At 75.0% G+C, this 22,372-nt stretch carries 14 protein-coding genes and 1 pseudogene; 4 read left to right on the top strand and 11 right to left on the bottom strand.

Going from position 1 to position 22,372, the window contains the following annotated elements; genetic code table 11:
- The first annotated feature begins 101 nt into the window (after positions 1–101).
- Together HCC30_RS24650 and glpK are read left to right on the top strand one after the other, a co-directional pair.
- Positions 102–836: an MIP/aquaporin family protein gene (locus tag HCC30_RS24650; protein WP_169444970.1), complete on the top strand. Its 735-nt coding sequence runs from the start codon at positions 102–104 to the stop codon at positions 834–836.
- Positions 837–892: 56 nt separating this feature from the next.
- Positions 893–2,428, top strand: a complete 1,536-nt coding sequence (gene glpK, locus HCC30_RS24655; RefSeq protein WP_169444971.1) for a glycerol kinase GlpK — start codon at positions 893–895, stop codon at positions 2,426–2,428.
- A gap of 55 nt (positions 2,429–2,483) precedes the next feature.
- Here glpK and HCC30_RS24660 read toward each other — a convergent pair whose 3' ends face one another.
- From HCC30_RS24660 to HCC30_RS24675, 4 genes are all read right to left on the bottom strand, one after another.
- Positions 2,484–3,104 carry an ATP/GTP-binding protein gene (locus HCC30_RS24660; RefSeq protein WP_169444972.1) on the bottom strand — a complete coding sequence of 207 codons (621 nt, stop codon included), beginning with the start codon at positions 3,102–3,104 and terminating at the stop codon, positions 2,484–2,486.
- Positions 3,085–3,507, bottom strand: coding sequence for a DUF742 domain-containing protein (locus HCC30_RS24665; protein ID WP_169444973.1), 423 nt, complete (start codon positions 3,505–3,507; stop codon positions 3,085–3,087). The genes HCC30_RS24660 and HCC30_RS24665 overlap by 20 nt, the downstream gene beginning before the upstream one ends.
- Positions 3,508–3,583: 76 nt before the next feature.
- Positions 3,584–4,015: a roadblock/LC7 domain-containing protein gene (locus tag HCC30_RS24670; protein ID WP_169444974.1), complete on the bottom strand. Its 432-nt coding sequence runs from the start codon at positions 4,013–4,015 to the stop codon at positions 3,584–3,586.
- Positions 4,012–6,861 (bottom strand): nitrate- and nitrite sensing domain-containing protein, encoded by a 2,850-nt coding sequence (locus HCC30_RS24675; protein ID WP_169444975.1) that lies wholly within the window; start codon positions 6,859–6,861, stop codon positions 4,012–4,014. Before HCC30_RS24675 ends, HCC30_RS24670 begins: the two co-directional genes overlap by 4 nt.
- 235 nt (positions 6,862–7,096) lie before the next feature.
- Here HCC30_RS24675 and HCC30_RS28820 point away from each other — a divergent pair.
- Positions 7,097–7,354 (top strand): annotated as a pseudogene (locus HCC30_RS28820) (hypothetical protein); the annotation flags it as partial.
- A gap of 127 nt (positions 7,355–7,481) precedes the next feature.
- Here the strand turns inward: HCC30_RS28820 and HCC30_RS24685 are convergent.
- The 3 genes from HCC30_RS24685 to HCC30_RS24695 form a co-directional block, all read right to left on the bottom strand.
- Positions 7,482–12,278: a hypothetical protein gene (locus HCC30_RS24685; RefSeq protein WP_169444976.1), complete on the bottom strand. Its 4,797-nt coding sequence runs from the start codon at positions 12,276–12,278 to the stop codon at positions 7,482–7,484.
- Between the two features lie 37 nt (positions 12,279–12,315).
- Positions 12,316–13,134, bottom strand: a complete 819-nt coding sequence (locus tag HCC30_RS24690) for a hypothetical protein (protein ID WP_169445005.1) — start codon at positions 13,132–13,134, stop codon at positions 12,316–12,318.
- Positions 13,135–13,372: 238 nt separating this feature from the next.
- A complete protein-coding gene (locus HCC30_RS24695; RefSeq protein ID WP_346776790.1) occupies positions 13,373–14,893 on the bottom strand; it encodes a hypothetical protein in 1,521 nt (506 codons plus the stop codon).
- A 295-nt stretch (positions 14,894–15,188) separates the two neighbouring features.
- Here HCC30_RS24695 and HCC30_RS24700 point away from each other — a divergent pair, with 295 nt between their 5' ends.
- On the top strand, positions 15,189–15,476 hold the full coding sequence (locus HCC30_RS24700) for a hypothetical protein (protein WP_169444977.1): 288 nt from the start codon (positions 15,189–15,191) through the stop codon (positions 15,474–15,476).
- 7 nt (positions 15,477–15,483) lie between these two features.
- On the opposite strand, the gene HCC30_RS24705 is transcribed toward HCC30_RS24700, so the two are convergent.
- The 4 genes from HCC30_RS24705 to HCC30_RS24720 form a co-directional block, all read right to left on the bottom strand.
- Positions 15,484–16,341 carry an alpha/beta hydrolase gene (locus HCC30_RS24705; RefSeq protein ID WP_169444978.1) on the bottom strand — a complete coding sequence of 286 codons (858 nt, stop codon included), beginning with the start codon at positions 16,339–16,341 and terminating at the stop codon, positions 15,484–15,486.
- A 57-nt stretch (positions 16,342–16,398) separates the two neighbouring features.
- On the bottom strand, positions 16,399–16,917 hold the full coding sequence (locus HCC30_RS24710) for a GNAT family N-acetyltransferase (RefSeq protein WP_169444979.1): 519 nt from the start codon (positions 16,915–16,917) through the stop codon (positions 16,399–16,401).
- A complete protein-coding gene (locus tag HCC30_RS24715) occupies positions 16,914–20,537 on the bottom strand; it encodes a hydantoinase B/oxoprolinase family protein (RefSeq protein ID WP_169444980.1) in 3,624 nt (1,207 codons plus the stop codon). Before HCC30_RS24715 ends, HCC30_RS24710 begins: the two co-directional genes overlap by 4 nt.
- A gap of 64 nt (positions 20,538–20,601) precedes the next feature.
- The gene (locus HCC30_RS24720) at positions 20,602–22,080 is read right to left on the bottom strand and encodes a HEAT repeat domain-containing protein (RefSeq protein ID WP_169444981.1); all 1,479 of its coding nucleotides are present in this window, start codon (positions 22,078–22,080) and stop codon (positions 20,602–20,604) included.
- Positions 22,081–22,372: the final 292 nt, after the last annotated feature.

The raw sequence follows: 22,372 nt of genomic DNA on the forward strand, positions 1-22,372 counted from the left end.
CGGCCCGTTCCCGGCGCGGCTCCACGCGGTGGGCGTTCTCGGATACGCGAACCCGCCAAGACGGCCGGCGCCTCGGCCCCGGCCGGGGATTAGGAGCCGGCATGGACCAATTCTCCAATGGGGACATCTTCGCGGGTGAGGTGATCGGCACCGCGATCCTGATCCTCTTCGGCGCGGGCGTCTGCGCCGCCGTCAACCTCCGCTTCTCCAAGGCCCAGGCGTCCGGCTGGATCGTGATCGCCTTCGGCTGGGGGTTCGGCGTGCTCGCGGGCGCGTACACGTCCCTGCCGCTCTCGGGCGGCCACATCAACCCGGCGGTCACCGTCGGTCTCGCGGCCGACAGCGGCGAGTGGGGCAAGGTGCCGCTGTACATCGGCTCGCAGCTGCTCGGCGCGTTCATCGGCGCGGTGCTGACCTGGGTCGCCTACTACTCGCAGTTCGGCGCGAACGCCGACCCGGAGACCTCGCAGGGCACGCTCGGGATCTTCTCCACCATCCCCGAGGTGCGCAATCCGGCCGCCAACCTCGCGACGGAGACCATCGCCACCTGCGCGCTGGTGCTGCCGATCCTCGCCTTCGGCGCGACGAAGGCGCTCGCCGAGACCGGCACCCAGGTGCTGATCGTCTCGCTGCTCGTCGTCGGCATCGGTCTGTCCCTCGGCGGTCCGACGGGGTACGCCATCAACCCGGCACGTGACCTCGCGCCACGGATCGCGCACAGCCTGATGCCCATCCCCAACAAGGGGACCTCGGACTGGGGTTACGCCTGGGTGCCCGTGGCGGGCCCGATCCTCGGGGCGCTGCTGGCGGCCGGGATCTACCAGCTGGCCTTCTGAGGCGGCCGGGCACGTTCCGCGTCCGCCGCATCCCGTCGAACAAGGGACCTTCCACCATGACTTCCGGCACGACTTCCGGCACGACAGAGCGCTACGTCGCGGCGATCGACCAGGGCACCACCTCCAGCCGCTGCATCGTCTTCGACTCCGGCGGCGGCATCGTCGCCGTGGACCAGCGGGAGCACCGGCAGATCTTCCCCCGGCCCGGCTGGGTCGAGCACGACGCCACCGAGATCTGGGCCAAGGTGCAGGCGGTGGTCGCCGGGGCGCTCGCCAAGGCCCGGCTGCGCCCGGACCAGTTGAGCGCGCTGGGCATCACCAACCAGCGGGAGACGACGGTCCTGTGGGACCGGGCCACCGGCGAGCCGGTGCACCACGCGATCGTCTGGCAGGACACCCGCACCTCCGGGCTCTGCACCCGGCTGGGCGGCGACATCGGCCAGGACCGCTTCCGGGCCCGCACCGGGCTGCCGCTGGCGAGCTACTTCTCGGGGCCGAAGGCGATGTGGCTGCTGGAGAACGTGCCCGGGCTGCGGGCGCGCGCCGAGGCGGGCGAGATCGCGTTCGGCACCATGGACAGCTGGCTGATCTGGAACCTCACCGGCGGCCCCGAGGGCGGCGTGCACGTCACCGACGTGACGAACGCGGGCCGCACGATGCTGATGAACCTGGAGACCCTCCAGTGGGACGAGTCGATCCTGGAGGCCATGGACCTGCCCGCGGCGATGCTCCCGGAGATCAGGTCGTCCTCGGAGGTGTACGGGCGCACCGTCGGGCAGTTCGCCGGGGTTCCGGTGGCGTCCGCGCTCGGCGACCAGCAGGCGGCCGTCTTCGGCCAGACCTGCTTCGGCGTGGGTGACGCCAAGAACACCTACGGCACGGGCTCGTTCCTGCTGCTCAACACCGGCACCCGGCCGGTGCCCAGCACCAGCGGGCTGCTGACGACGATGGGGTACCAGCTGGGCGGGCAGGAGGCCGTGTACTGCCTGGAGGGCTCGATCGCGATCACCGGGGCGCTGGTGCAGTGGTTCCGGGACCAGCTCGGCATCATCGGCGACGCCGCGGAGATCGAGGAACTGGCGGGCAGCGTCGAGGACAACGGCGGCGCGTACATCGTGCCCGCCTTCTCCGGCCTGTTCGCGCCGTACTGGCGGGGCGACGCGCGGGGCGTGATCACCGGCCTCACCGGGTTCGTCACCAAGGCGCACCTGGCGCGCGCGGTGCTGGAGGCGACGAGCTGGCAGACCCGCGAGGTCGTGGACGCCATGTACCAGGACTCGGGGGTGCGGATCACCTCGCTCAAGGCGGACGGCGGGATGACGGCCAACAATCTGCTGATGCAGCATCAGGCGGACGTGCTGGGCGTACCGGTGATCCGTCCGGTGATCTCCGAGACGACCTGTCTGGGCGCGGCGTACGCGGCGGGCCTGGCCACCGGTGTCTGGTCCGGCCTGGACGAACTCGCCGCGCACTGGAAGCGGGACGCCGAGTGGACCCCGCGGATGAGCGCCGAGCAGCGGGAGCGGGAGTACGCGCAGTGGCGCAAGGCCGTCGAGCGCAGCTTCGGCTGGGCGGACGACTCGGCGGGATAGGGCCGGTCGCGCGGTTCCCCGCGCCCCCTTTTCCGGGGCGCGGGGAACTCGTGTGTCAGCCGCCGGCGGGGGCGGGGGCCGGGTGGGTTCCGCTGTAGCGCATGGCGTGCTCGACGACGGAGATGAGCACCTCCCGCACCGAGTCGCGCTCCCGCGCGTCGCACAGCAGCACCGGCGTCTCCTCGTCCAGGTCGAGCGCCTCCCGCACGGTCTCCACCGGGTAACGCTCGGCGTCGTCGAAGCAGTTGACGGCGACGGTGAACGGGATGCCCCGGCGCTCGAAGTAGTCCACCCCGGCGAAGCTGTCGGCCAGCCGCCGGGTGTCGGCCAGGACGACCGCGCCCAGCGCGCCCTGGGACAGCTCGTCCCACAGGAACCAGAAGCGGTCCTGCCCGGGGGTGCCGAACAGGTACAGCACCAGTCCGTCGCTGATGGTGATGCGGCCGAAGTCCATGGCGACCGTCGTCGTGGACTTCTGCTCCACGCCGTCGGTGTCGTCGACGGGGCGGCCCGCCTCGGTCAGCAACTCCTCGGTCCGCAGCGGCTTGATCTCGCTCACCGCGCCGACCAGGGTCGTCTTCCCGACGCCGAAGCCGCCCGCGACCAGGATCTTCAGCGTCACCGGTTCGGTGCGCGCGCTCTTTCGTGCCGCGCGCTTAGAGCGCCCGAAGGCCATTGATTACCTCTCTGAGGATGCTCTCGTCCGGCAGCTCGGCCGGGGGTACGGGGCGGCTGACGCGGACGAGTTCCGCGTCGATGAGGTCGCCGACGAGGACACGGACGACCCCGACCGGGAGGTCGAGGTCGGTGGCGAGTTCGGCCACGGACTGGGGGCTGCTGCGGCACATCAGCACGATGTCGACCTGCTCGGGGGCGAGGGTCGTGTCGTGCAGCAGCGCGTCGTCCCCGTCCGCTCCCGCGTCCGGGCCGCCGTCGTCCGGCGCCTCCGGGTCCTCGGCGATCACGAGAGCGATCAGGTCGAGCCGCTCCTCGTGGGCTCCGCTCCGGGTGCGGCCGCGCGTCATGGCGTACGGCCGCACCACAGGTCCTGCCGCGTCGTCGAACCAGCGGTCCGTCATGCCTCGTCCTGTCAGCGTCCGGTCAGCGTCTTGTCGGGTCCCGCCGGTCTCCCGGCGGGGTGCCCCTCTCCACCTCTCACCTGCCGTCCGAGCTGCCGCGCGGGGCGGTGCTCAGGTGCGTACCGACCCGCTTGACCAGCAGCGTCATCTCGTAGGCCACGAGGCCCACATCGGACTCGGCGTCGGCGAGGACGGCGAGGCAGCTGCCGTCACCGGCGGCGGTGACGAACAGGAAGGCGTCGTCGAGCTCGACGACGGTCTGCCGGACGCTGCCCGCGTCGAAGTGCCGGCCGACGCCCTTGGCGAGGCTGTGGAACCCCGAGGCGACGGCGGCCAGGTGCTCGCTGTCCTCCCGGGTGAGGTCCCGCGAGACGCCACGGGGCAGTCCGTCGCCGGAGAGTACGAGGGCTTTGCGGATGCTGCCGACGCGCTCCACGAGGTCGTCGAGGAGCCAGTTCAGCTCCCCGGTGCCCGAGGTGTTCTGCGCTGCGGCCTGTGGTGCGGTCATCGACCGTCCCCCTCCGGTGTCGTTCCTGGTGCTGTCTCCCCCCGCTGACGCCCGGGGCCGTTCCCCCGGGTGTCCCGCGCCGCGTCGCCCTCCGGGCCCGCGGCGCCGCCGGTGCCGGCCGAGCTCTCGCCGGTCTCGCTGTTCTTCGCGCGTCCGCGCTGCCAGCCGCGCTGGAGCGAGGCCATCCGGCTGCGGACCTCGTCCGCGTCCCGGTCCTCCAGCGCGGGCGCCGGCTCCGCCGCGCGCTCGCCCTTCCCGCCGCCGCTCTCCTGGCCGTCCTTGCGCAGCTGCGGCGCGAGGTTGGCCTGGCGGACGCGGCGCGGCAGGCCGCCGACGGTGGCGGCGGGCTGCTCCTCGCCGGCGCCCTCGCCCTGGGCCGCCGCGGGCCCGGTGTCCGTGGCGCGGGTGCGCCGGGGTTCCGGGCTCGGGTCCGAGGGGGCCTCGGTCCCGGCGCGGCGGGTGCGGTCCCGGGCGGCGTCGTCCTCGCGCTCGCCCCGCCGGTCGCCGCCGACGCGGCGGCCGTTGTCGGAGACGAGGACGGGCGTGTTCCGGCGGCGGCGCGGCAGCGGTGCCGGACGGCCGGACGACTCGTCGGGCTCGCCGCGTGCTTCGCCGCGTCCGTTCCCCGCCGCCGTGACCGGGGGTTCCGTGGACGGGGGCGAGGGGCGGGGGCCCGCGGGGCGGGAGCGTTCGGTCTCCTCGTCGGCCTGCTGGTGCTGTTCGGCCGCGGCCTTGCCGAAGAGGCCGCCGCCCGCGGGCGCGTCCAGCTCCGGGAGCGGCGACTCCAGTTCGACGGGGCCCTTCAGCGGGCGCGGCGAACCGCCGCGCTCCAGCGAGGGCTTCGGGTCGCGGCTCAGCGCGCCGAGGCCGCTGCGGCCCGGGGTCTCGGCGCCCGCGGGCGTGCCCGTCTCCTCCCCCGCGTCGAGCCCGGCGCGGCCGCCGTCGGCGCCGTCCTGCGTCTCGGTGAGCACGCTGCCGGGGATGAGGACGACGGCGGTGGTGCCGCCGTACGGCGAGGGCTGGAGGGAGACGCGGACGCCCTGCCGCTGCGCCAGCCGGGAGACGACGAACAGGCCGAGCCGGTCGGTGTCCGACAGTTCGAACTCGGGTGTCTCGGCGAGCCGGAGGTTCGCGTCGAGCAGCGCGTCGGCGGGCATGCCGAGGCCGCGGTCGTGGATCTCGACGGTGAACCCGTTGGCGACGCGCTCGCCGCGTACCTGCACGGCGGTGTGCGGCGGCGAGAACACCGTGGCGTTCTCCAGGAGTTCGGCGATCAGGTGAGTGAGGTCGGCGACGGCGGAGCCGTCCACGGCCAGCCGGGGCAGGCGCCGCACCTCGATCCGTTCGTAGTCCTCGACCTCGGAGACCGCGGCGCGGACGACGTCCATCAGCTGGACGGGCTTGCGCCACTGCCGCGAGGGCGCGGCGCCGGAGAGGATCACCAGGCCCTCGGCGTGCCGCCGCATGCGGGTGGTGAGGTGGTCGAGGCGGAAGAGGTCGGCGAGCTCGTCGGCGTCCTCGGTGCGGCGCTCCATGGTGTCCAGCAGGGTGAGCTGACGGTGCAGCAGCACCTGGTTGCGGCGGGCGAGGTTGACGAACACCTCGGACACTCCGCGCCGCATGTCCGCCTGTTTGACGGCCGCTTCGACGGCGGCGCGCTGGAGGGTGTTGAGCGCCTGCCCGACCTGGCCCATCTCGTCCGGCGGGTACTCCAGCCTGGGCGCCTCGGTCTCGACGTCGACCTCGTCGCCGGCGGCGAGGCGGCGCATCACGCTGGGCAGCCGCACGCCGGCCGACTCGTTGGCCTCCTTGCGGACGGCGTTGAGGTCGCGGACGAGTTCCCGGCCGACGCGGAAGGAGATGACGATCGAGCCGACGACGGCGGCGAAGCCGAGCACGCCGATCAGTCCGGCCTGGGTGAGGACCTTGGTGGCCTCCGGCTCGACGCGGCGCTGGTAGCGGCCGCCCGCCTCGTAGCCGAGCCGCTCCAGCGTGGTCAGCACCGTGGAGGTGGCCTTCTCCCAGCGTTCGCCGCTGACGACGGAGGCGCCGCCGGCGCCCGCGCCGACGATGGTGTCCTCGTACGCGCGCAGGGTGCGTCCGTCGGTGCTGTTCCAGAACTTCTCGAAGATCTCCCGCTCTTCGGCGGGCAGCGACTGGAGGTTGATCTCGTAGGTGAGGTTGCGCTCGGCGACGCGGTCGGAGAACGCGCGCCGGTCGCCCTTGGTCATCTGCCCGGAGGCGATGGCGGCTGCCATCAGCGCGTCCTCGCGGGAGAGGTACTCGCGGGCGCGGGTGAGGCCCACAAGTGCCCGGCCCTGGGTCTCCAGTTCGACGTTCTTGAGGCCGTTGAGCGTGGTGAGGAAGGAGTAGCAGGGGTCGACGAGGGCGTTGTACGCCTGGAAGGCGCCGCCGCGGGTGATGGTGTTGTCCTCGACCTGGGAGCGGATCTTGTCCAGGCCCTCCAGGGCGTCGGTCATCTCGTCGAGGCGGCGGCGCGAGTCGGCGGTGAGGTCCGAACGCAGGCCGCTGTCCCGGGCGTTGCTGCGGAGGGTGAAGACCTCCTGGTCGGTGTCGCGCTGGAGTTTGCGCAGCCGCGTCAGGGCGTCCGAGCGGCGCGGGTCGGCCAGGTAGACCAGGATCTGGCGGCGCTCGTTCTGGATGGCTTGTGCGGTGTTCTCGGCGGGGGTGCCGACCTTGTCGACGGTGCCCGAGACGCTCAGCAGGTGACCGGCCTCCTGGCCCGTGAGATAGCTGGCGAAACCCCAGATGGTGGTGAGGGAAACCAGCGGCACGAGCAGCAGCACCACGATCTTCCGACGGATCGACTTCCCTCGAAAGCGCATGGCCTCCCCTACGTAATTCCCTCCGTACGAGGGCGTGTTCCGACAGCAAACGGCGTGAGCTTACTACTGGCGGACCACCGGCTCGTAAGAATGGCCGAGCCGGGCAACCGGCGCACCAGGGTGCCTCATCCTGGGTTGTCCGTCGATGCCCTACACGTGCCCCGAGATTGTGGTGCAGCCCACCCGCGTGGAACCGTGTGCGCAGGGAACGCCGTGCAGGGGGAGTGAAGAAGTCATGTACGCGAAGCCGCGGTTGCCTGATCCGGTGCGCAGAGCGGCCGTCCGCGCCGTCGTGATCGTCGCGCTGACGCTGGTCCAGCTGATGGCGGCGGTGCTGTGCTCGCTCGCCGGGGTGTGGCTGGCCTTCCCCATGGGGCTGTTGACGGTGGCCGGCACGATCGCCGCCACCTGGGGCGTGCTGGACGTGTGGGTCACCCGGCAGGTGTGGGTGCAGCGGCACGGGGTGCTCTCGGAGCCCAGCAGCGTGGCCCGGGACCGCGCGTGGGCCCGGGCCAGGGCGCGCGGCGCGGAGCCCGGGGCCGGTCCGTCCGCCGCGGGCCCGTCCGCTGCGCCCGCGACGGCTCCGCGGCGGTCGCCGCCGCAGGGCCGTCACACGTCCGTCACATCCCGGGAGCCGGTGCGGGAGACGCCGGAGCGTCCGGCTCCGCTTCCGGGGTCTCCGGTGCCGCTGCGGCAGCCGCTTCCCCGGGCTCGGCGGGAGCCCGGTGCTCCTCGGCCGGACGGTCCTCGGGGCGGCGGAACATCCGGGTCGCCGTGATCTCCCCGTGCACGGTCTCGCCCTCCGGGTCCTGCTGGGGCAGTCCGGGGCGCAGGTGCTCCTCGACGCTGATGTACTTCAGCCCGGCCCGCAGGTCCGCGTCGTTCCGCATCCGGATGACGAGCGGGAACTCGGCGAGCGCCGTGGTGTCGAACAGGCCCGTGGTGTACAGCAGTTGGACGCCGAGCGCGTCGGCGACGGCGCGCTGGAGCTCCAGCAGGTAGGTGGCGTTGGCCCGGCCGATGGGGTTGTCGAGGAACAGCGTGCCCGCGTGCCGGTGCTTGTCGTCCCCGCGGTCGTTGGAACGGAGCGCGGCCATCGTGCAGTACAGCGCGATCGCGGCGGTCAGCAGCTGGCCGCCGGAGAAGACGTCGCCCATCTGCCCGACGGGGACGCGCTCGGCGCGGAGCACCGCGTCCGGCTTGAGGATCTCCACGGCGACGCCGCGCGGCTGGAGCGCGGCGTGCACGCCGCGCAGCAGCAGCGTCATGCCGTCCCGCCGCAGGTCGGAGTTCTTCCGGACGGCCGACCTGGTGGCCTCGTCGATGACCTCGCCGAGCCGTTCGGTGAGCGTGGACTGGTCCGGGTCGTCCATGCGGATGCGCAGGAACTCCTGGCCCGACCACTCCCCCAGGCCGCCGGGCAGCCGGGAGAGGCGCTGGGCCGAACGCAGCGTCGCCAGCGAGGACTCGACGAGCCCGCGCAGCCGGTCGACGATGCTGTCGCGGTTGCGCTCCAGCTGGTCCAGCTCGTCGCTGAGGACGCGCAGCCGGGGCGCGAACGCCTCGGCCCACGCGGCCGCGTGCTCCGGCAGCGCGGCCGCGGGCAGTTCGCGGATCTGCTGGCGCGCCGGGGTGCGCACCTGTTCGTAGCGGGTGGAGTTGGCGTGCCGGACGAGGACGTCGCTCGCCTCCCGTACGGCCTGCTCGGCGGCGGAGAGGTCGGCGGCGCAGCCGCGCAGCGAGCGGCGGGACTCGGCCGCGGCCTGCCGGGCCTCGGCGAGGGTCCCGGCGTACGGTTCGGCGCGCTCGGCCTCCTCCTCGCGGTCGGCCGGCTGCGGGTCGCGCAGCAGGTCGGCGAGGAGGGCCGCGGTCTCGTCGAAGCCGCCCGCGGCGTCCTCGGCGGCGCGGTGGGCGCGGACCAGCTCGGCGTGCGCGGCGCGGGCCGCCTCCAACTCGTCCTCGCGCGCGGCGAGTTCGGTGTTGGCGGTGCGGAGCAGGGCCTGGGCCTGCTCGGCGTCGGCCGGTACCCGGTCCTCGGGGAGCGCGGTGTGGGCCTCGCCGTCCTCCGGGGCGAGCCGCTCGGCCTCGCCGCGCAGCCGCCCGAGCCGTTCGCTGGCTCCGGCGGCGCGGGTCTCCAGCTGCTGCACGAGGGCCTCGGCGCGGGCCGAGGCGGCCTGCCGGGCGGGGCCGTCGGCGCCCTCGGGCCCGTCCAGGAGCTGGGCGGCGCGGGTGCGGACCTTGTTGGTGAGCCGGTCGAGCGCGGCGAGCGCGGCCGACTCGTCGCTCTCGGCGCGGGCCTGTTCGGCGCGGAGGTCGGCGCCGACGCCGACCTTGTCGTACACCTGGGAGGCCGTGCGGTACGCCTCGCGCAGCGCGGGCAGCGAGGCGGGTGAGGAGTCCTCGGCGCCCGGCCGGTCCTCCTCCAGGTCCTCGGGGACGCCCGCGATCTCGGCCCGTTCGGCGCGCAGGGCGCGGGCGGTGCGGTGCGCGTCGTCGGCGGAGCGCTGGGCCGCGCGGCGGTTCTCGTCGGCGGCGTACGCGCGCTCGACGGCGGAGCTCGCGCGCTCCTCCGCCTCGGCGGCCTCGTCGGCCAGCTCCCGCAGCCTGGAGAGCCAGGTGGCGCGCTCGCGCAGCCGGAAGGCGAGCCCGGCCAGCGCGTCGGCGCTGCGGCTGGCCTGCTGCGCCATCGCCTGGCGCTCGTCGCGTTCGGCGACGGCGCGGGCCGAGACCTCCTCGGCCTCGGCGCGGAGGGCGCGGCACTCCTCCAGGCGCTGCTGCGCCTCCTGGGCCGCGCGGCGCGCGTCGGCCGCGGCGGCGGCGAGTTCGGGCAGCCGCCCGGCGGGGCAGTGGGCGCGCCAGGAGGAGAGCCGGGCCGCGAGGGCGCGGTCGGCGGAGAGGCGCGCGGCGAGGGCGCGGATCTCCTCGTCGCGGGCGCTCGCGCGGCCGCGCAGCTGCTGCCGCTCGTCGTCGGCGGCGCGCTCGTCGTGCATGGCCGGGTTCGGCGGGACCAGGAACACCTGGGTCTCGTCGGCGCCTTGGCCGGCGGCGGCCGGTGCGGGTGCGAGGAGCGCGGCCGCGGTGCCGACGGCGACGGCGGAGCGCGGCAGCAGCGTCGCCTCGGCGAGGACCTCGCGGGCGCGGGTGTGGCTGGCCGGGTCGGTGATGACGACGCCGTCGACGAGTTCCGGGCGGGCGGCGAGGACGGCGGAGTGCTCGGCCGGGTCGACGGACTGGGCGAGGTAGCGCCAGCCGGGCAGGGCGGGGACGCCGTGCTCGCCGAGGTACTCGACGGTGGCGAGGACGTCGGGGCCCGGCGGCAGCAGGCCGCCGTCGCCGAGCGCGCCGAGCATCCGGGAGTCCTCGGCGGCGGCGGTGCGCAGGTCGAACAGCTGCCGTTCGGAGGCGGCGACGGACTCGTCCAGCAGCTCGCCGAGCGCCTCGGCGCTGCGGTCGAGGTCCTCGGCGCCGAGCGGGCCCGGGCCGGGAGCCGGCTCGCCGGTGCGCTGGGCGGGGAGCGCGTGGCCCTCGGACGGGGCCGACGGGTGCGGCAGGCCGAGGAGTTCGGCAAGCCGTTCCTCGGCGCCCAGTGCCTCGGCGGTGGCGCGCTCGGCGCCGTACGCGGACTCGGCGGCCTCGGCCGCGTCCGCGGCGCGGGCGGCGGCGAGTTCGGCGCGGGAGTGCTCGGACGCCGCCTCGGACGCGTGGTCGGCGGCGGTGCGGGCGCGCTCGCGGGCCTCCTCCCAGGCGGCGGCCGCGGTCTTCTCGGCGTCGGCGGCGGCGAGCGCGGCGCGGGCCGGGTCGGCGCCCTCGCCGGTGCCGTCGGCCGCGTCCGCCGTTCCGTCGCCGGAGGAGATCCAGCCGGCGCGGACGGCCTCGGCGGTCTCGGCCTCGACCTCGCTGAGCCGCTGGCGGAGGTGCTCGGTCTCGCTGCGGGCCCGCTGGGCCTCGGTGGCGGCGGCCGTCGCGTCCCGGTGCGCCGCGTCGCTCTCCTCCTGGAGGGCGGCCGAACGGGCCTCCTCCTCGCCCGCGATCCGCTCGCCGTCGACCGCCGCCTTGTGCAGGGCCCTCACGAGCGCGGCCGCGGCCTTGCCGCGTGCGGCGAGCGCGGGCGCGGCGTCCCGTTCGGCCTCCTGGATGGCGGCGGAGACGCGGGCCGCGCGGTCGGCGGCCGAGCGGTGCTGGAGCACCGTCTCGGCGGCCTGCCAGGCGGCGTGCAGGGTGCGCGCGTCGAGCAGTTCGCGGCGCTGGGAGGCGGCCGCCTTCTCGCCGGCGGCGAGCGCCAGCGAGGCGTGCCGGTAGGCGAGTTCGGCGGCGACGAGGGAGGCGCGGGACCGGGTCTCGCCGGCCCGGGTGACGGCGTGCCCGGCCTCGTCGGCGCGTTCGGCGAGCTCGGCGGCGCGGCCGCGTTCGCGGGTGCCGCGCGCGGTGAGCTGCCGGGCCAGGGAGCGGGTGCGGGACTCGGCGCCCGCGTGCACGCCGCGGGCGCGCTCGCGCTTCCCGGCCGCCTCGGCGATGCGGCGCAGGTGGTCGAGAGAGCCGGCGGTGAAGTCGCGTTCGGCGGTGAGTTCGTCGCGGCGGCCGAGCTTGTGCGCGAAGCCGTGCACGAGGTCGGCGAGGCCGTCGGTGTCCCGGGTGTCGGTGACGGCCCGCAGCAGCAGGTCGGTGAAGTCGGAGTCGTTCTTGACGGCGAACAGGCCGGCGGCCTCGCCCTCGTCGGCGTTCATCTCCCGCTGGTAGCGGAAGAGTTCGGGGTCGAGGCCGAGCCCGGTGAGGTGCTCGTTCCAGCGCTCGTGGACCTCTTCCCAGCACACGTCGAGGTTCGGGTACGCCTTGCCGGTCTCGGTCAGGACGTCCCGGAAGCCCTTCATGGTGCGGCGGCGGCCGCGCGCCGCCGAGGCGCCCTCGGAGGAGGGCCGCAGCGCCGTGGACTCGGCGACGGGAAGCGAGTCGAGCCCGAGGCCGGGGCCGGGACGGAAGGAGTACCAGGCCTCGGCGAACTTCCGCGGGTCGCCGGAGACCTGGCGGCCCTTCCACTCGCTGACCTTGCCGACGACGATCGACTCACCGGTGCGGGTGTGCTGCCACTCCAGGGCCACGTGCCCGCAGTCGTCGGCCAGCAGGAACTTGCGGAGCACGCCGGAGCTGGCCCCGCCCAGGGTGTTGCGGTGGCCCGGCAGCATCACCGAGAAGATCAGCTTCAGCAGGACGGACTTGCCGCCGCCGTTCTCCAGGAACAGCACGCCGGCGGGCGCGGGGCGGCGCGGCGGGCCCGTCGGCTCGTCCTCGAAGAAGTCCGCCTGCGTCGGCGCGGGGCTGGGCACCGGCGCGCCGACCCCGCGCAGGTCCAGCACGGTGTCGGCGTAGCGCGCACCGGCGGGCCCGATGGAGTAGAGGCGGATCCGGGACAGCTCGTACATGGCGGGGCTCTCGTCGTGAAGTCGGTGGGGCGTACGGTCAGGAGTGGAAGGGGAGGCCGGCGTCGGCGGCGATCTCCAGGTCGTCGGCCTCGTCGGGCGGGAGCAGGCTCGCGCTGCCGTCGCTGACGGGCACGACGCCCAGTTCCAGCAGCTCGGCCATGGCCGCGTTCCCCGCCATGTCGCGCACCTGCAACTGGTAGCGGGGGGTGGTGCGGTAGGTGCCGCCCGCGTCGTCGCCGGTGCGCTGGAGGAAGCCGGAGTCGGCGAGGAAGGAGACCGCCTTGGCGATGATGCCGGTGGTCGAACCGGCCAGCCGCCGCGCGTCCTTGGTCGCGCCGGTGGCACTGCGCCGGGCGTACACCCGCCAGGCCGCCTCCAGTCCGGGCGCGCCCGTCTCCGGATCGGTGTTCTCGCCGTCCTCCTCGGCCCGCTCCTCCAGCTTCCGGCAGGCCTGCCGGACGAAGGAGTCGACGCCGTTGACGGTGATCCGGCCGATGTACGCGTCGTCCGCGAGGTCCTCGGGGCGGGGGAACGCCATGGCCGCGACGGCGAGATGGGCCAGCCCGTGCAGGAAGCGGTCGGCGGAGTCGGCGGTGGCGCGGCGCGCGTAGTCGCCCATGCGGACGGCGAAGACGGACTCCTCGTCGGCGGCGAGCGCCATCCCGGCCCGTGTGGAGACCTCCAGGACGACGAGGCCGAGGCCGGTGGCGACGGCGTCCGCGAGGCGCGCGAAGGCGGGTTCGTCGCGGTACCGGCGCAGCAGCCCGTCGTACTCGGCGTCGCGCGCGGGCAGCAGCTTGGGGTGCAGCCCGAAGGAGACCAGGCGGGCCGCGTCGGAGGCGTCCCCCGGGGTCACGGCCTGGGGCCCGGGGCGGGGCTCGGGCTCGCGTTCCGGCTCGGGGTCCGGTTCCGCGAAGGGCTCGTCGTCGTGGCCGGACTCCGGTGGTTCCGGGGCCGGTTCGGGTTCCGGGGCCGGTTCCCAGGGCTCGCCGGTGACCGCTCCGGGCTCCGCCGGTGCGGGTGCGTCGGGGTGGTGCTCGGTCACGGGTGCTGCGCTCCTGGGGTGCGGGGACGGGAGGTTCGGCGGGGGCGGGTCACGGGGTCTCCGAGCGGTCGGCTGCCATGCCCGCCGCGTCGAGGACGGCGGTGCCGAGGATGAGGTCGGCGCCGCCGAACTCCGGGTCGTCCAGCTGCTGTCCGTCGTCGACGGCGAACAGCAGCTGCCGCTCGCCCTGCCGGTAGGCGGTGCCGACCGGCGGGCTCGCCGCGTGCACGGCCAGCAGCGCGACCAGGTACGGCAGTTCGGGGTCGCGTTCGCGGGCCTCGGCGAGCAGTCCGGAGAGGCGGCGGGGCGCGTCGGCCGGGAGGTCGAGCAGTTCGGTGGCCGACTCCAGCTGCTCCTCGCTGAACCGGCTGTCGTCCGGGGTGGCGACGAGGTCGGGCTCGGGCATCTCGGCACCCAGGTGCTCGCGCGGCGCGGGCGGGGTGAGCAGCAGGTCGACGAGGTCGCCGACGCGGACGGCGCCGGGGGTGCGCGGGCCGGTGCCGCGCGCGAACCAGGCGTCGGTGACGCGGGTGGCGTGCTCCAGCGGCAACGGCAGGACGGGGGCGAGGAGTTGGCCGTAGACGTCCGTGCCCGTCCGGGCGGCGGGCGGGGCGAAGGACTGGCGGTCCTGCTCGGCCCGGAACAGCGGCCCGGCCTCCAGCAGCCGGGACTGGAGCTGGGTGTGCCGGCGGATGCAGTCCTTGACGATGTCGACCAGTTCGGCCGCGCGGCGCTTGTGGTCGGCGCCGCGCTCGGACTCGGCCTCGTCCCTGACCTTGCGGATGTTGGTGAGGATCGCGTTCTCGTGGCGGTACCGCTCGGCGACGTGGTCCAGCGCCTCGGTGATCATGTCGGGCACGGAGCGGAGCCAGTCGACGGCGCGGACGTTTCGCCGGGTGGACTCCAGGGTGCGGCGCAGGGATTCGGAGTACTGGACGGTGCGGTACCTGGCCTGCTCGGCGGCGAGCTGCGCGTCGGCCAGCCGGCCGCGGCTGATGAGCACCTCGAGCTTGACCTCGGCGGCGATCTGGGCGCTGGTGACGTCGGTGTCGAGGGCGCCGACGAGGACGTTCACCGCCTCGTCGGTGGTGCGCAGATAGACCCCGCCGCCGGGCCCGGGGACCTCTTCGACGAGCTTGAAGTCGTAGTCCCGGCGGACGTAGCCGCCCTCGGCGTCGAAGGTGCCGTACACGGCGCGGAATCCGCGGTCGACGCTGCCGACATTGATCAGGTTCTCCAGCACCCAGCGGGCCACCCGCTCGTGCTCGGCGCCGGGGTGCCCCGGGGCCTGGGCGGCGGCGCGGGGGACGAGCCGGGCGACTATCTGCTCGTGGTCGGCGCCGGTGTCGAAGTCCATGTGCAGGGTGACCAGGTCGATCGCGGCGAGCGCCAGCTCGGCCATCGCGTAATGCCCCACCTCACCGGCGAGGTTGGCCTTGCGTACGTCCAGGTCGTGCAGCGGCGCGGTGCAGGCGAGCGCGCGCAGCCTGCGTGCCAGGCCCTCGTCGGCCGCGGGGCCGGGGGCCGGGGAAGCGAAGGGAGGAGTGCTCACCGGGACGTACTCAGTCACGACGGACACACTAAGCGGTCACCCGGACAACGACCGAAACGGCATGGATGTCAGGGTTCGCCGCTCCTGTCCGGTGCACGGGGTGCGCGCCGCCGCTGCACCCGGACGGCACACCTCACCGCCGACGCGACAGTTTACGCAGCTCAGCGCGGGGACCCGCAGCCGGGTCGGCCTCCGGCCCGCGGAGTGCCCCGCGCCGCGGACCGGGTGTCATACGGCGGGGCGCCCCGGCTCGTGTACCCGGTGTCCGGTACGCGCGTACCCCACCGATCCCCGAGGAGTCACGATGCGAGAGATGTCCGTTCCGCGCCTGGCCGTTCCCTGCGCCCTCGTCCTCGCGGCGGCTGCCGCACCGCTGTTGGGCGGCACCGCGCACGCGGGCCAGATCTGCACCGTCGTGCACCACGACGCCCCGCGGTACGCGGAGGACCGCGTCGACAGCAGGATCATCGGGACGATGCAGCGGGGCCAGGAGGTCGGCGTCTCGACGGACGCGAACCTGTACCGCGTCTCCCGCGCCGACAACGGCGCCCCGCTCGGCTTCATGCAGCAGGCCGACGTCGACTGCGGCAACGCGGGCTGAGCGGCGGCTACGGCAGCAGCGCCGCGAGTGCGCCGAGGGTGCGGGCGGCCGGGGCCGGGTCGGTCAGCCACTTGAGGTGGCTGCCCTCCAGGGTGCGGACGTCGTAGGGGTTGTCCGGGGTCAGGGCGTCGCCCTCGCGGATCAGCCGGTCCTGTATCGCGAGCGGCATGCTGGTGTCCCCGGCGAGGCGGACGTAGGTGCGCGGGACGCGGCCCCAGGTGGCGGCCTGCGCCCGGTCGTCGGGGGTGCCGGCGTCCAGGTTCTCGTCGGGCTGGAAGGTGTTGAGGAAGGTGAGGAACTCCTCCTCGGTGCCGTCCGCGAGGAAGGCCGCCTTGAGCGCGGCGAGCGCCTCCGGGTCCGCGGTGCGGAAGTTGGCGCGCAGCAGCCCGAGCCGGGACGGGTCGGCGGCCAGCAGCGGGGCGAGGGCCGCGGCGTCGACCGTGGCCATCTCCGGTTCGGCGTAATAGTCCTGGACGTCGAGCTCGACCGGGCACCAGGCGGAGACGTACACCAGGCGGTCGATGAGCTCGGGGCGCGCGTTGGCGGCCGCGGTGGCGGTGATGCCGCCGCGGCTGTGCGCGACGACGATCACCGGGCCGTTCCGCCGGGCCCGTTCGAGGACGCCGGTGAGGTAGGCGGCGTTGTCGGCGAGGGTGACGCCCTTGATGGCACCGGGCTCGGCGGCGAGGCCCTCCGGGTCCTGCGGGGACTGGTAGGCGCGCAGGTAGGTGGCCCGGAAGCCGTGTCCCGGCAGGTCGACGGCGACGGACCGGTGGCCGAGGAGGCCCAGTTCGGCCTGGAGCGGCGCGAAGGAGAAGGAGTTCGCGAAGGCCCCGTGGACCAGGACGTAGGTCGGCTGCGGCATGTGTCTCCCCCGTGTGCGTGCCCCGGGCCGGCGGGAGTCCGCGCGGCCGGGGTGAGCCTAGCCGAGCCGCCTGCGGAAGCACACGCGGTGCTGGCCGGGCCCGTCGTAGTCGCTGTGCAGCGGCAGCCCCTCGGCCGACTCCCGGTCCCCGGGCACCGGTTGGAAGCCCATCGCGCGGTGGAAGGCGACGGAGCCGTGGTTCCCCGGCGAGGTGACGGCCCGAACCTCCCGGCGTCCGGCCCGGGCCGCGCGGCCCAGGAACGCCTCGTACAACTCACGGCCCACGCCCAGGCCGCGCAGTTCCGGGTCGACGCCGACGAAGTGGATGTAGGCGACCTCCGGGTCGTCCGCCGAGTCGAAGCCGACGAGGAAGGCGCGGACGCCGGTGCCGTCCTCGCGGACCAGGCTGGTGCCGGCGAAGAACTGGAGGAAGAGCCGGGGCAGCAACAGCGAGAGCTCCCTGGCCTGTTCGGGGGTGCGCGAGTCGCCCCACCACCGCTGTACGCAGGCGACGATGGTGCCGTGGTCGGACTCCCGCGCCGGACGCGTCGTCGCCGTCTGCTCTCCCGCTGTCACGGGTCTCCCTCCGCTCGCCGTCCCGGGGTTCCGTACCCGCCGCCGCCCGGGGTACGCACGATCAGCACGTCACCGGCGGCGAGTTCGGCGGTGGCGCGGCCCGCGAGCTCCTCCCGGCGGCCGTCCGCGCGTTCCACGGTGTTGACGGCGAGCGCCCCGGGCCCGCCGCCCGCTATGCCGTACGGGGGGACGCGGCGGTGGTTGCCGAGCAGGGCCACGGTGACCGGTTCCAGGAAGCGCAGCCGGCGCTCCACGCCGTCGCCGCCGCGGTGCGCCCCGGCGCCGCCGCTGCCGCGCCGGACACGGAAGTCCTCGACGCGTACCGGGTACCGGAGTTCGAGGACCTCGGGGTCGGTGAGGCGGGAGTTGGTCATGTGGGTCTGGACGGCGTCGGCCCCGTCGAAGTCCTCGCCCGCGCCGGAGCCGCTGGCGACGGTCTCGTAGTACTGGACGCGGTCGTTGCCGAAGCTGAGGTTGTTCATCGTGCCGGAGCCCTCGGCCTGCACGCCGAGCGCCGCGTACAGCGCCCCGGTGACGGCCTGCGAGGTCTCGACGTTCCCGGCGACGGTCGCGGCCGGGTGGACGGGGGCGAGCATGCTGCCCTCGGGGATGCGGATGTCGAGCGGGGTCAGGCAGCCGCTGTTGAGCGGGATGTCCTCGGCGACGAGGCTGCGGAAGACGTACAGCACGGCGGCCGTGACGACGGAGGCGGGCGCGTTGTCGTTGGCCTCGCTCTGCGGCGAGGTGCCGGTGAAGTCGAGGACGGCGCCGCGCCGTTCGCGGTCGACGGTGACGGCCACCCGGATCACCGCGCCGCTGTCGGTCTCGTAGCGGCAGGAGCCGTCGCGGAGGCGGGGGATGATGCGGCGGACGGACTCCTCGGCGTTGTCCTGCACGTGACCCATGTAGGCGCGGACGACGTCCGGGCCGAACTGGTCGGTCATGGCGCGCAGTTCGGCGATGCCCTTCTCGTTCGCGGCGATCTGGGCGCGCAGGTCGGCGAGGTTCGTCTCCGGGTCGCGGGAGGGGTACCGGGCGCCGGTGAGCAGGGCGCGGGTCTCCTCCTCGCGGAAGCGGCCCCCGGTCACCAGCGGCCAGTCGTCGAAGAGGACGCCCTCCTCCTCGACGGTGCGGCTGAAGGCGGGCATCGACCCCGGCGTGATGCCGCCGATCTCGGCGTGGTGCCCGCGCGAGGCGACCAGGAAGCGCAGTTCCTCGCCGCCGGGCCCGAAGACCGGGGTGACGACGGTGACGTCGGGCAGGTGGGTGCCGCCGTGGTACGGGTCGTTGACGGCGCGCACGTCGCCGGGCCGGAGCGTGCAGCGCCCGTGCGCGTCCCGGTTGCGGCGGAGGACCTCCTTGACGGTGTCGCCCATGGAGCCGAGGTGGACGGGGATGTGCGGCGCGTTGGCGACGAGGTTGCCCCGGGCGTCGAAGAGGGCGCAGGAGAAGTCCATCCGCTCCTTGATGTTGACCGACTGCGCGGTGCTCTCCAGCCGGGCCCCCATCTGCTCGGCGACGGCCATGAAGAGGTTGTTGAAGATCTCCAGGCGCACCGGGTCCACCCGCGTGCCCGCGGCCGGTCCGCCGGTGCGGGGCCGCACCCGCTCCAGGACCAGGTGCCCGCGCGGTCCGGCGAGGGCACGCCAGCCGGGTTCGACGACGGTGGTGGCGTCGGCCTCGGCGACGATCGCGGGCCCGGTGACGGTGTCGCCGGGGCGCAGCGCGTCGCGCCGGTGGAGCGGGGTCTCGCGCATCCGGCCGTCCGCGTACATCCGCACCCGGTCGGCCGGTACCGCCGGGCCCGTGCGCGGGGGCCCGGGGACGGCGGGGGCGCTGTGCCGTCCGGCCCGGCCGGTGGCCTCGGCGACGGCGGTGGCGACGACGAGCGGCCGGTCCATGGTGAAGCCGTACCGGGCGCGGTGCCCGTCGGCGAACTCCGCTGCCATGGCGTCCCGTTCGCCCAGCGGGACGGTGAGGACCGCGTCGGTGCCGGCGTAGCGCAGCTGGAGCCGGGAGGCGGTGGTGACGGCCGCGTCGGGGAGGCCGTCGGCGCGCAGCTCCTCGCGGGTGCGGCGCTCCAGCCGGGCGCAGAGGCGGGTCACCTCCGCGAGGGTCTCCTCGGTGAGGGCGGCCTCGACGGACTGTTCGCGCAGCGCCGTGGCGTCGGCGACGCCGATGCCGTAGGCGGAGAGCACCCCGGCGAGCGGCGGCACGACGACGGTGCCGATGCCGAGCGCGTCGGCGACGGCGCAGGCGTGCTGCCCGCCGGCGCCGCCGAAGCCGGCGAGCGCGTACCGGGTGACGTCGTGGCCGCGCTGCACGGAGATCTTCTTGACCGCGTTGGCCATGTTCAGCACGGCGATCCGGAGGAACCCGGCGGCGGCCTCCTCGGGCGTGCGCCCGTCGGCGGTGCGCGCGGCGAGCGCGGTGAAGCCCTCCCGTACGGCCTCGGTGTCCAGCGGCAGGTCGCCTCCGGGGCCGAACACGGCCGGGAAGTGGGCGGGTTGGACGCGGCCGAGCAGCACGTTGGCGTCGGTGACGGTGAGCGGGCCGCCGCGCCGGTAGCAGGCGGGCCCGGGGTCGGCGCCGGCCGAGTCGGGGCCGACGCGGTAGCGGGCGCCGTCGTAGTGCAGGACGGAGCCGCCGCCCGCGGCGACGGTGTGGATGTCCATCATGGGCGCGCGCATCCGCACCCCGGCCACCTGCGTGCCGAACACCCGCTCCAGCTCGCCCGCGTAGTGCGAGACGTCGGTGGAGGTGCCGCCCATGTCGAAGCCGATGACGCGGTGGTGGCCGGCCTCGGCGCAGCTGCGGGCCATGCCGACGACGCCGCCGGCCGGCCCGGAGAGCACGGCGTCCTTGCCGCGGAAGTGCCCGGCCTCCCGCAGCCCGCCGTTGGACTGCAGGAACATCAGCCGCACACCGCGCAGTTCACCGGCGATCTCGTCGACGTAGCGGCGCAGCACGGGCGAGAGGTAGGCGTCGACGACGGTGGTGTCGCCGCGGGGCACCAGCTTGATCAGCGGGCTGACCTCGTGCGAGCAGCTGACCTGGGGGAAGCCGGCCTCCTCGGCGAGCCGGGCGGCCTGAAGCTCGTGCACGGGGTGCCGGTAGGCGTGTAGCAGGACGATCGCGGCGCTGCGGAAGCCGTCCCGGTGCGCCGCGGCGAGGGAGGCGGCGAGCGCCTCGGCGTCGAGGGGCCGGACCACGCCGCCGTCGGCGGCGAGCCGTTCGGGCACCTCGATCACCCGGTCGTACAGCGCCTCGGGGAGCCGGATGTGCCGGTCGAAGAGGCGGGGCCGGTTCTGGTAGGCGATGCGCAGCGCGTCCCGGAAGCCGCGGGTGGTGACCAGGACGGTGGGCTCGCCCTTCCGTTCGAGCAGGGCGTTGGTGGCGACGGTGGTGCCCATCCTGACGACGCCGATCCGCTCGCCGGGGACGGGTTCGCCGGGGCGGCAGCCGAGCATCCGCCGGATGCCCTCGACGGCCGCGTCCCGGTACCGCTCCGGGTCGTGCGAGAGGAGCTTGCCGGTGACGAGACCGCCCTCGGGGCATGTGCCCACGACATCGGTGAAGGTGCCGCCCCGGTCGACCCAGAACTCCCAGCGTCCGCTCACGGCCACCACCTCCGCGGTCCTACGCGCCGGACTCCCCCGGTCCGGAGGAGCCCGGCCCGTAGGGTCAGCGTCCGCCGTCGGGGCTGAGCCTGCCACGCACGGCGCTCTGCACGCCCTCTTCCTCGGCCGGGTCGGTGGCGAGCCTGCGGAGCCGTTCGACGACGCGTTCGTCCCCGGTGGCCGCGTGTTCGGCGGCCACCTCGCGGGTCGTCTCCTCGCAGTCCCACAGGCACTCGACGGCGAATCCGGCGGCGAAGGACGGGTCGGTGGCGGCGAGCGCGCCGGCCGCGCGGCCGCGCAGCTGGGAGGAGGCGGTCTCCCGGTAGACGTGCCGCAGCACGGGCGCGGCGCAGCCGATCCGCAGCCGTCCGGCGCCGTCGACGAGCGGGCGCAGCCGGTCGCTGTCGGGGCCCTCGCGGCGGACGGTGTCCCGCAGCGCGTGCAGCACGGCCTCGGCGTCGGCCGGTCCGCCGCAGCAGGCGAGCATCTCGGCGGCCGCGGCCGCCAGTCCCGCCGGAAGGGTGCCTTCCGGCACGGCGCACCACTGCCGGGCCCGGTCGAGCGCGGCGGCGGAGCGCATCCGGCCGAAGGAGGCGCAGGCGGAGCGGGCGACGCTTTCGCACGGGTCGGCGGCGGCCTCGCGGATCAGGTCGAGCGCCGCCGGGTCGCCGCGTTCGGCGAGGTGGCGGACGGCGGCGGCACGGGCGCCCTCGCGCAGGCCGCGGGCGGCGGCGAGCAGCTGCGGGCGGTCCCCCGGCCCGGCGACGGCGGCGAGGCAGCGGGCCGCGGGGGCCTCGCGGTGCTGCGGCGGGTGCGCCTCGTACCCGTCCTGGGCCCAGTCGAGGATCTCGGGGACGCTCCAGCCGGGGCGCGGCCCGGGGGTGCTGAGCTGGCGCTGCCAGCGGTCGAAGCAGCCCTGTTCGCGGACGCGGCGCAGCCGTTCGGCCTGCCGGGGGCGCTGCGGGTCCTCGGCCCACAGCCGCCAGGGCCGGGGCTCGAAGGCGTCACGCGCGGCGGCGGCGAGGGCCGTGTCGCCCTCGGGGGTGTGCGGGAAGCGGGCGAGGACGGCGGGGCCGAGGGGACGCAGGCCCTCGTCGTCGTCGCGGACGGCGAGTTCGTCCAGCGCCCACTGCCAGTTGGCGCCGGCGGCGGCGTACCGGCGGAGCAGGCGCAGGGCCTCCTCGTCGCCGTACCCGACGAGGTGGCCGAGGACGGAGAGGCACAGGCCGGTGCGGGTCTCGGTGCCGGAGTCGGCACAGGAGGTCCCGTCGTCGACGGGACAGTCGTCGGGATGGAAGAGGTGCTGCTCGAAGGCGTCGAGGCCGGCGTCGAGCTCGACTTGCAGCCGCGCGTAGTAGAGGGAGCGGTGCTCCAGCTGCCAGTCGCGGCGCGGGTCGTGCAGGACGCACTGACGAAGCGCGGCGAGCGCTTCGGTGCGGGGCGCCGCCAGGGCGTGCAGCGTACCGTCGCCGCGGCCTCGCTGAAGGAGGCCGAGCAGGGTGCCGCTGGGCGCTATGTCTGGATCGACGGAATCGACGAACATAAGGGTCAGCATCCGGTGCGGGGTCTTCGACTGGCAACGGGATTTTCCGCTGACCAGCATTCTTTGCCGTTGTCCCCGCTTCTGCTCCCGGCATTCCTCCGGCCGTACGGGGGTCGGTGCGGGTGCGGGATCGAGCCTGGCAGCGGGCCCTGGGAGCCTACCGGGAAGTGAACGGGAAGCCACCCCTCGGGGCGGCTGCGGAGCTCGCCGCTCCGGATGCCCGCCGAAGGGCCCGGGGCATATGACCGCAGCACCACCGGATCGTGTGTTGCCAAATCCCTTACGGGCGCTC

Source organism: Streptomyces sp. HNM0574 (assembly GCF_012726235.1).
GTDB lineage: Bacteria > Actinomycetota > Actinomycetes > Streptomycetales > Streptomycetaceae > Streptomyces.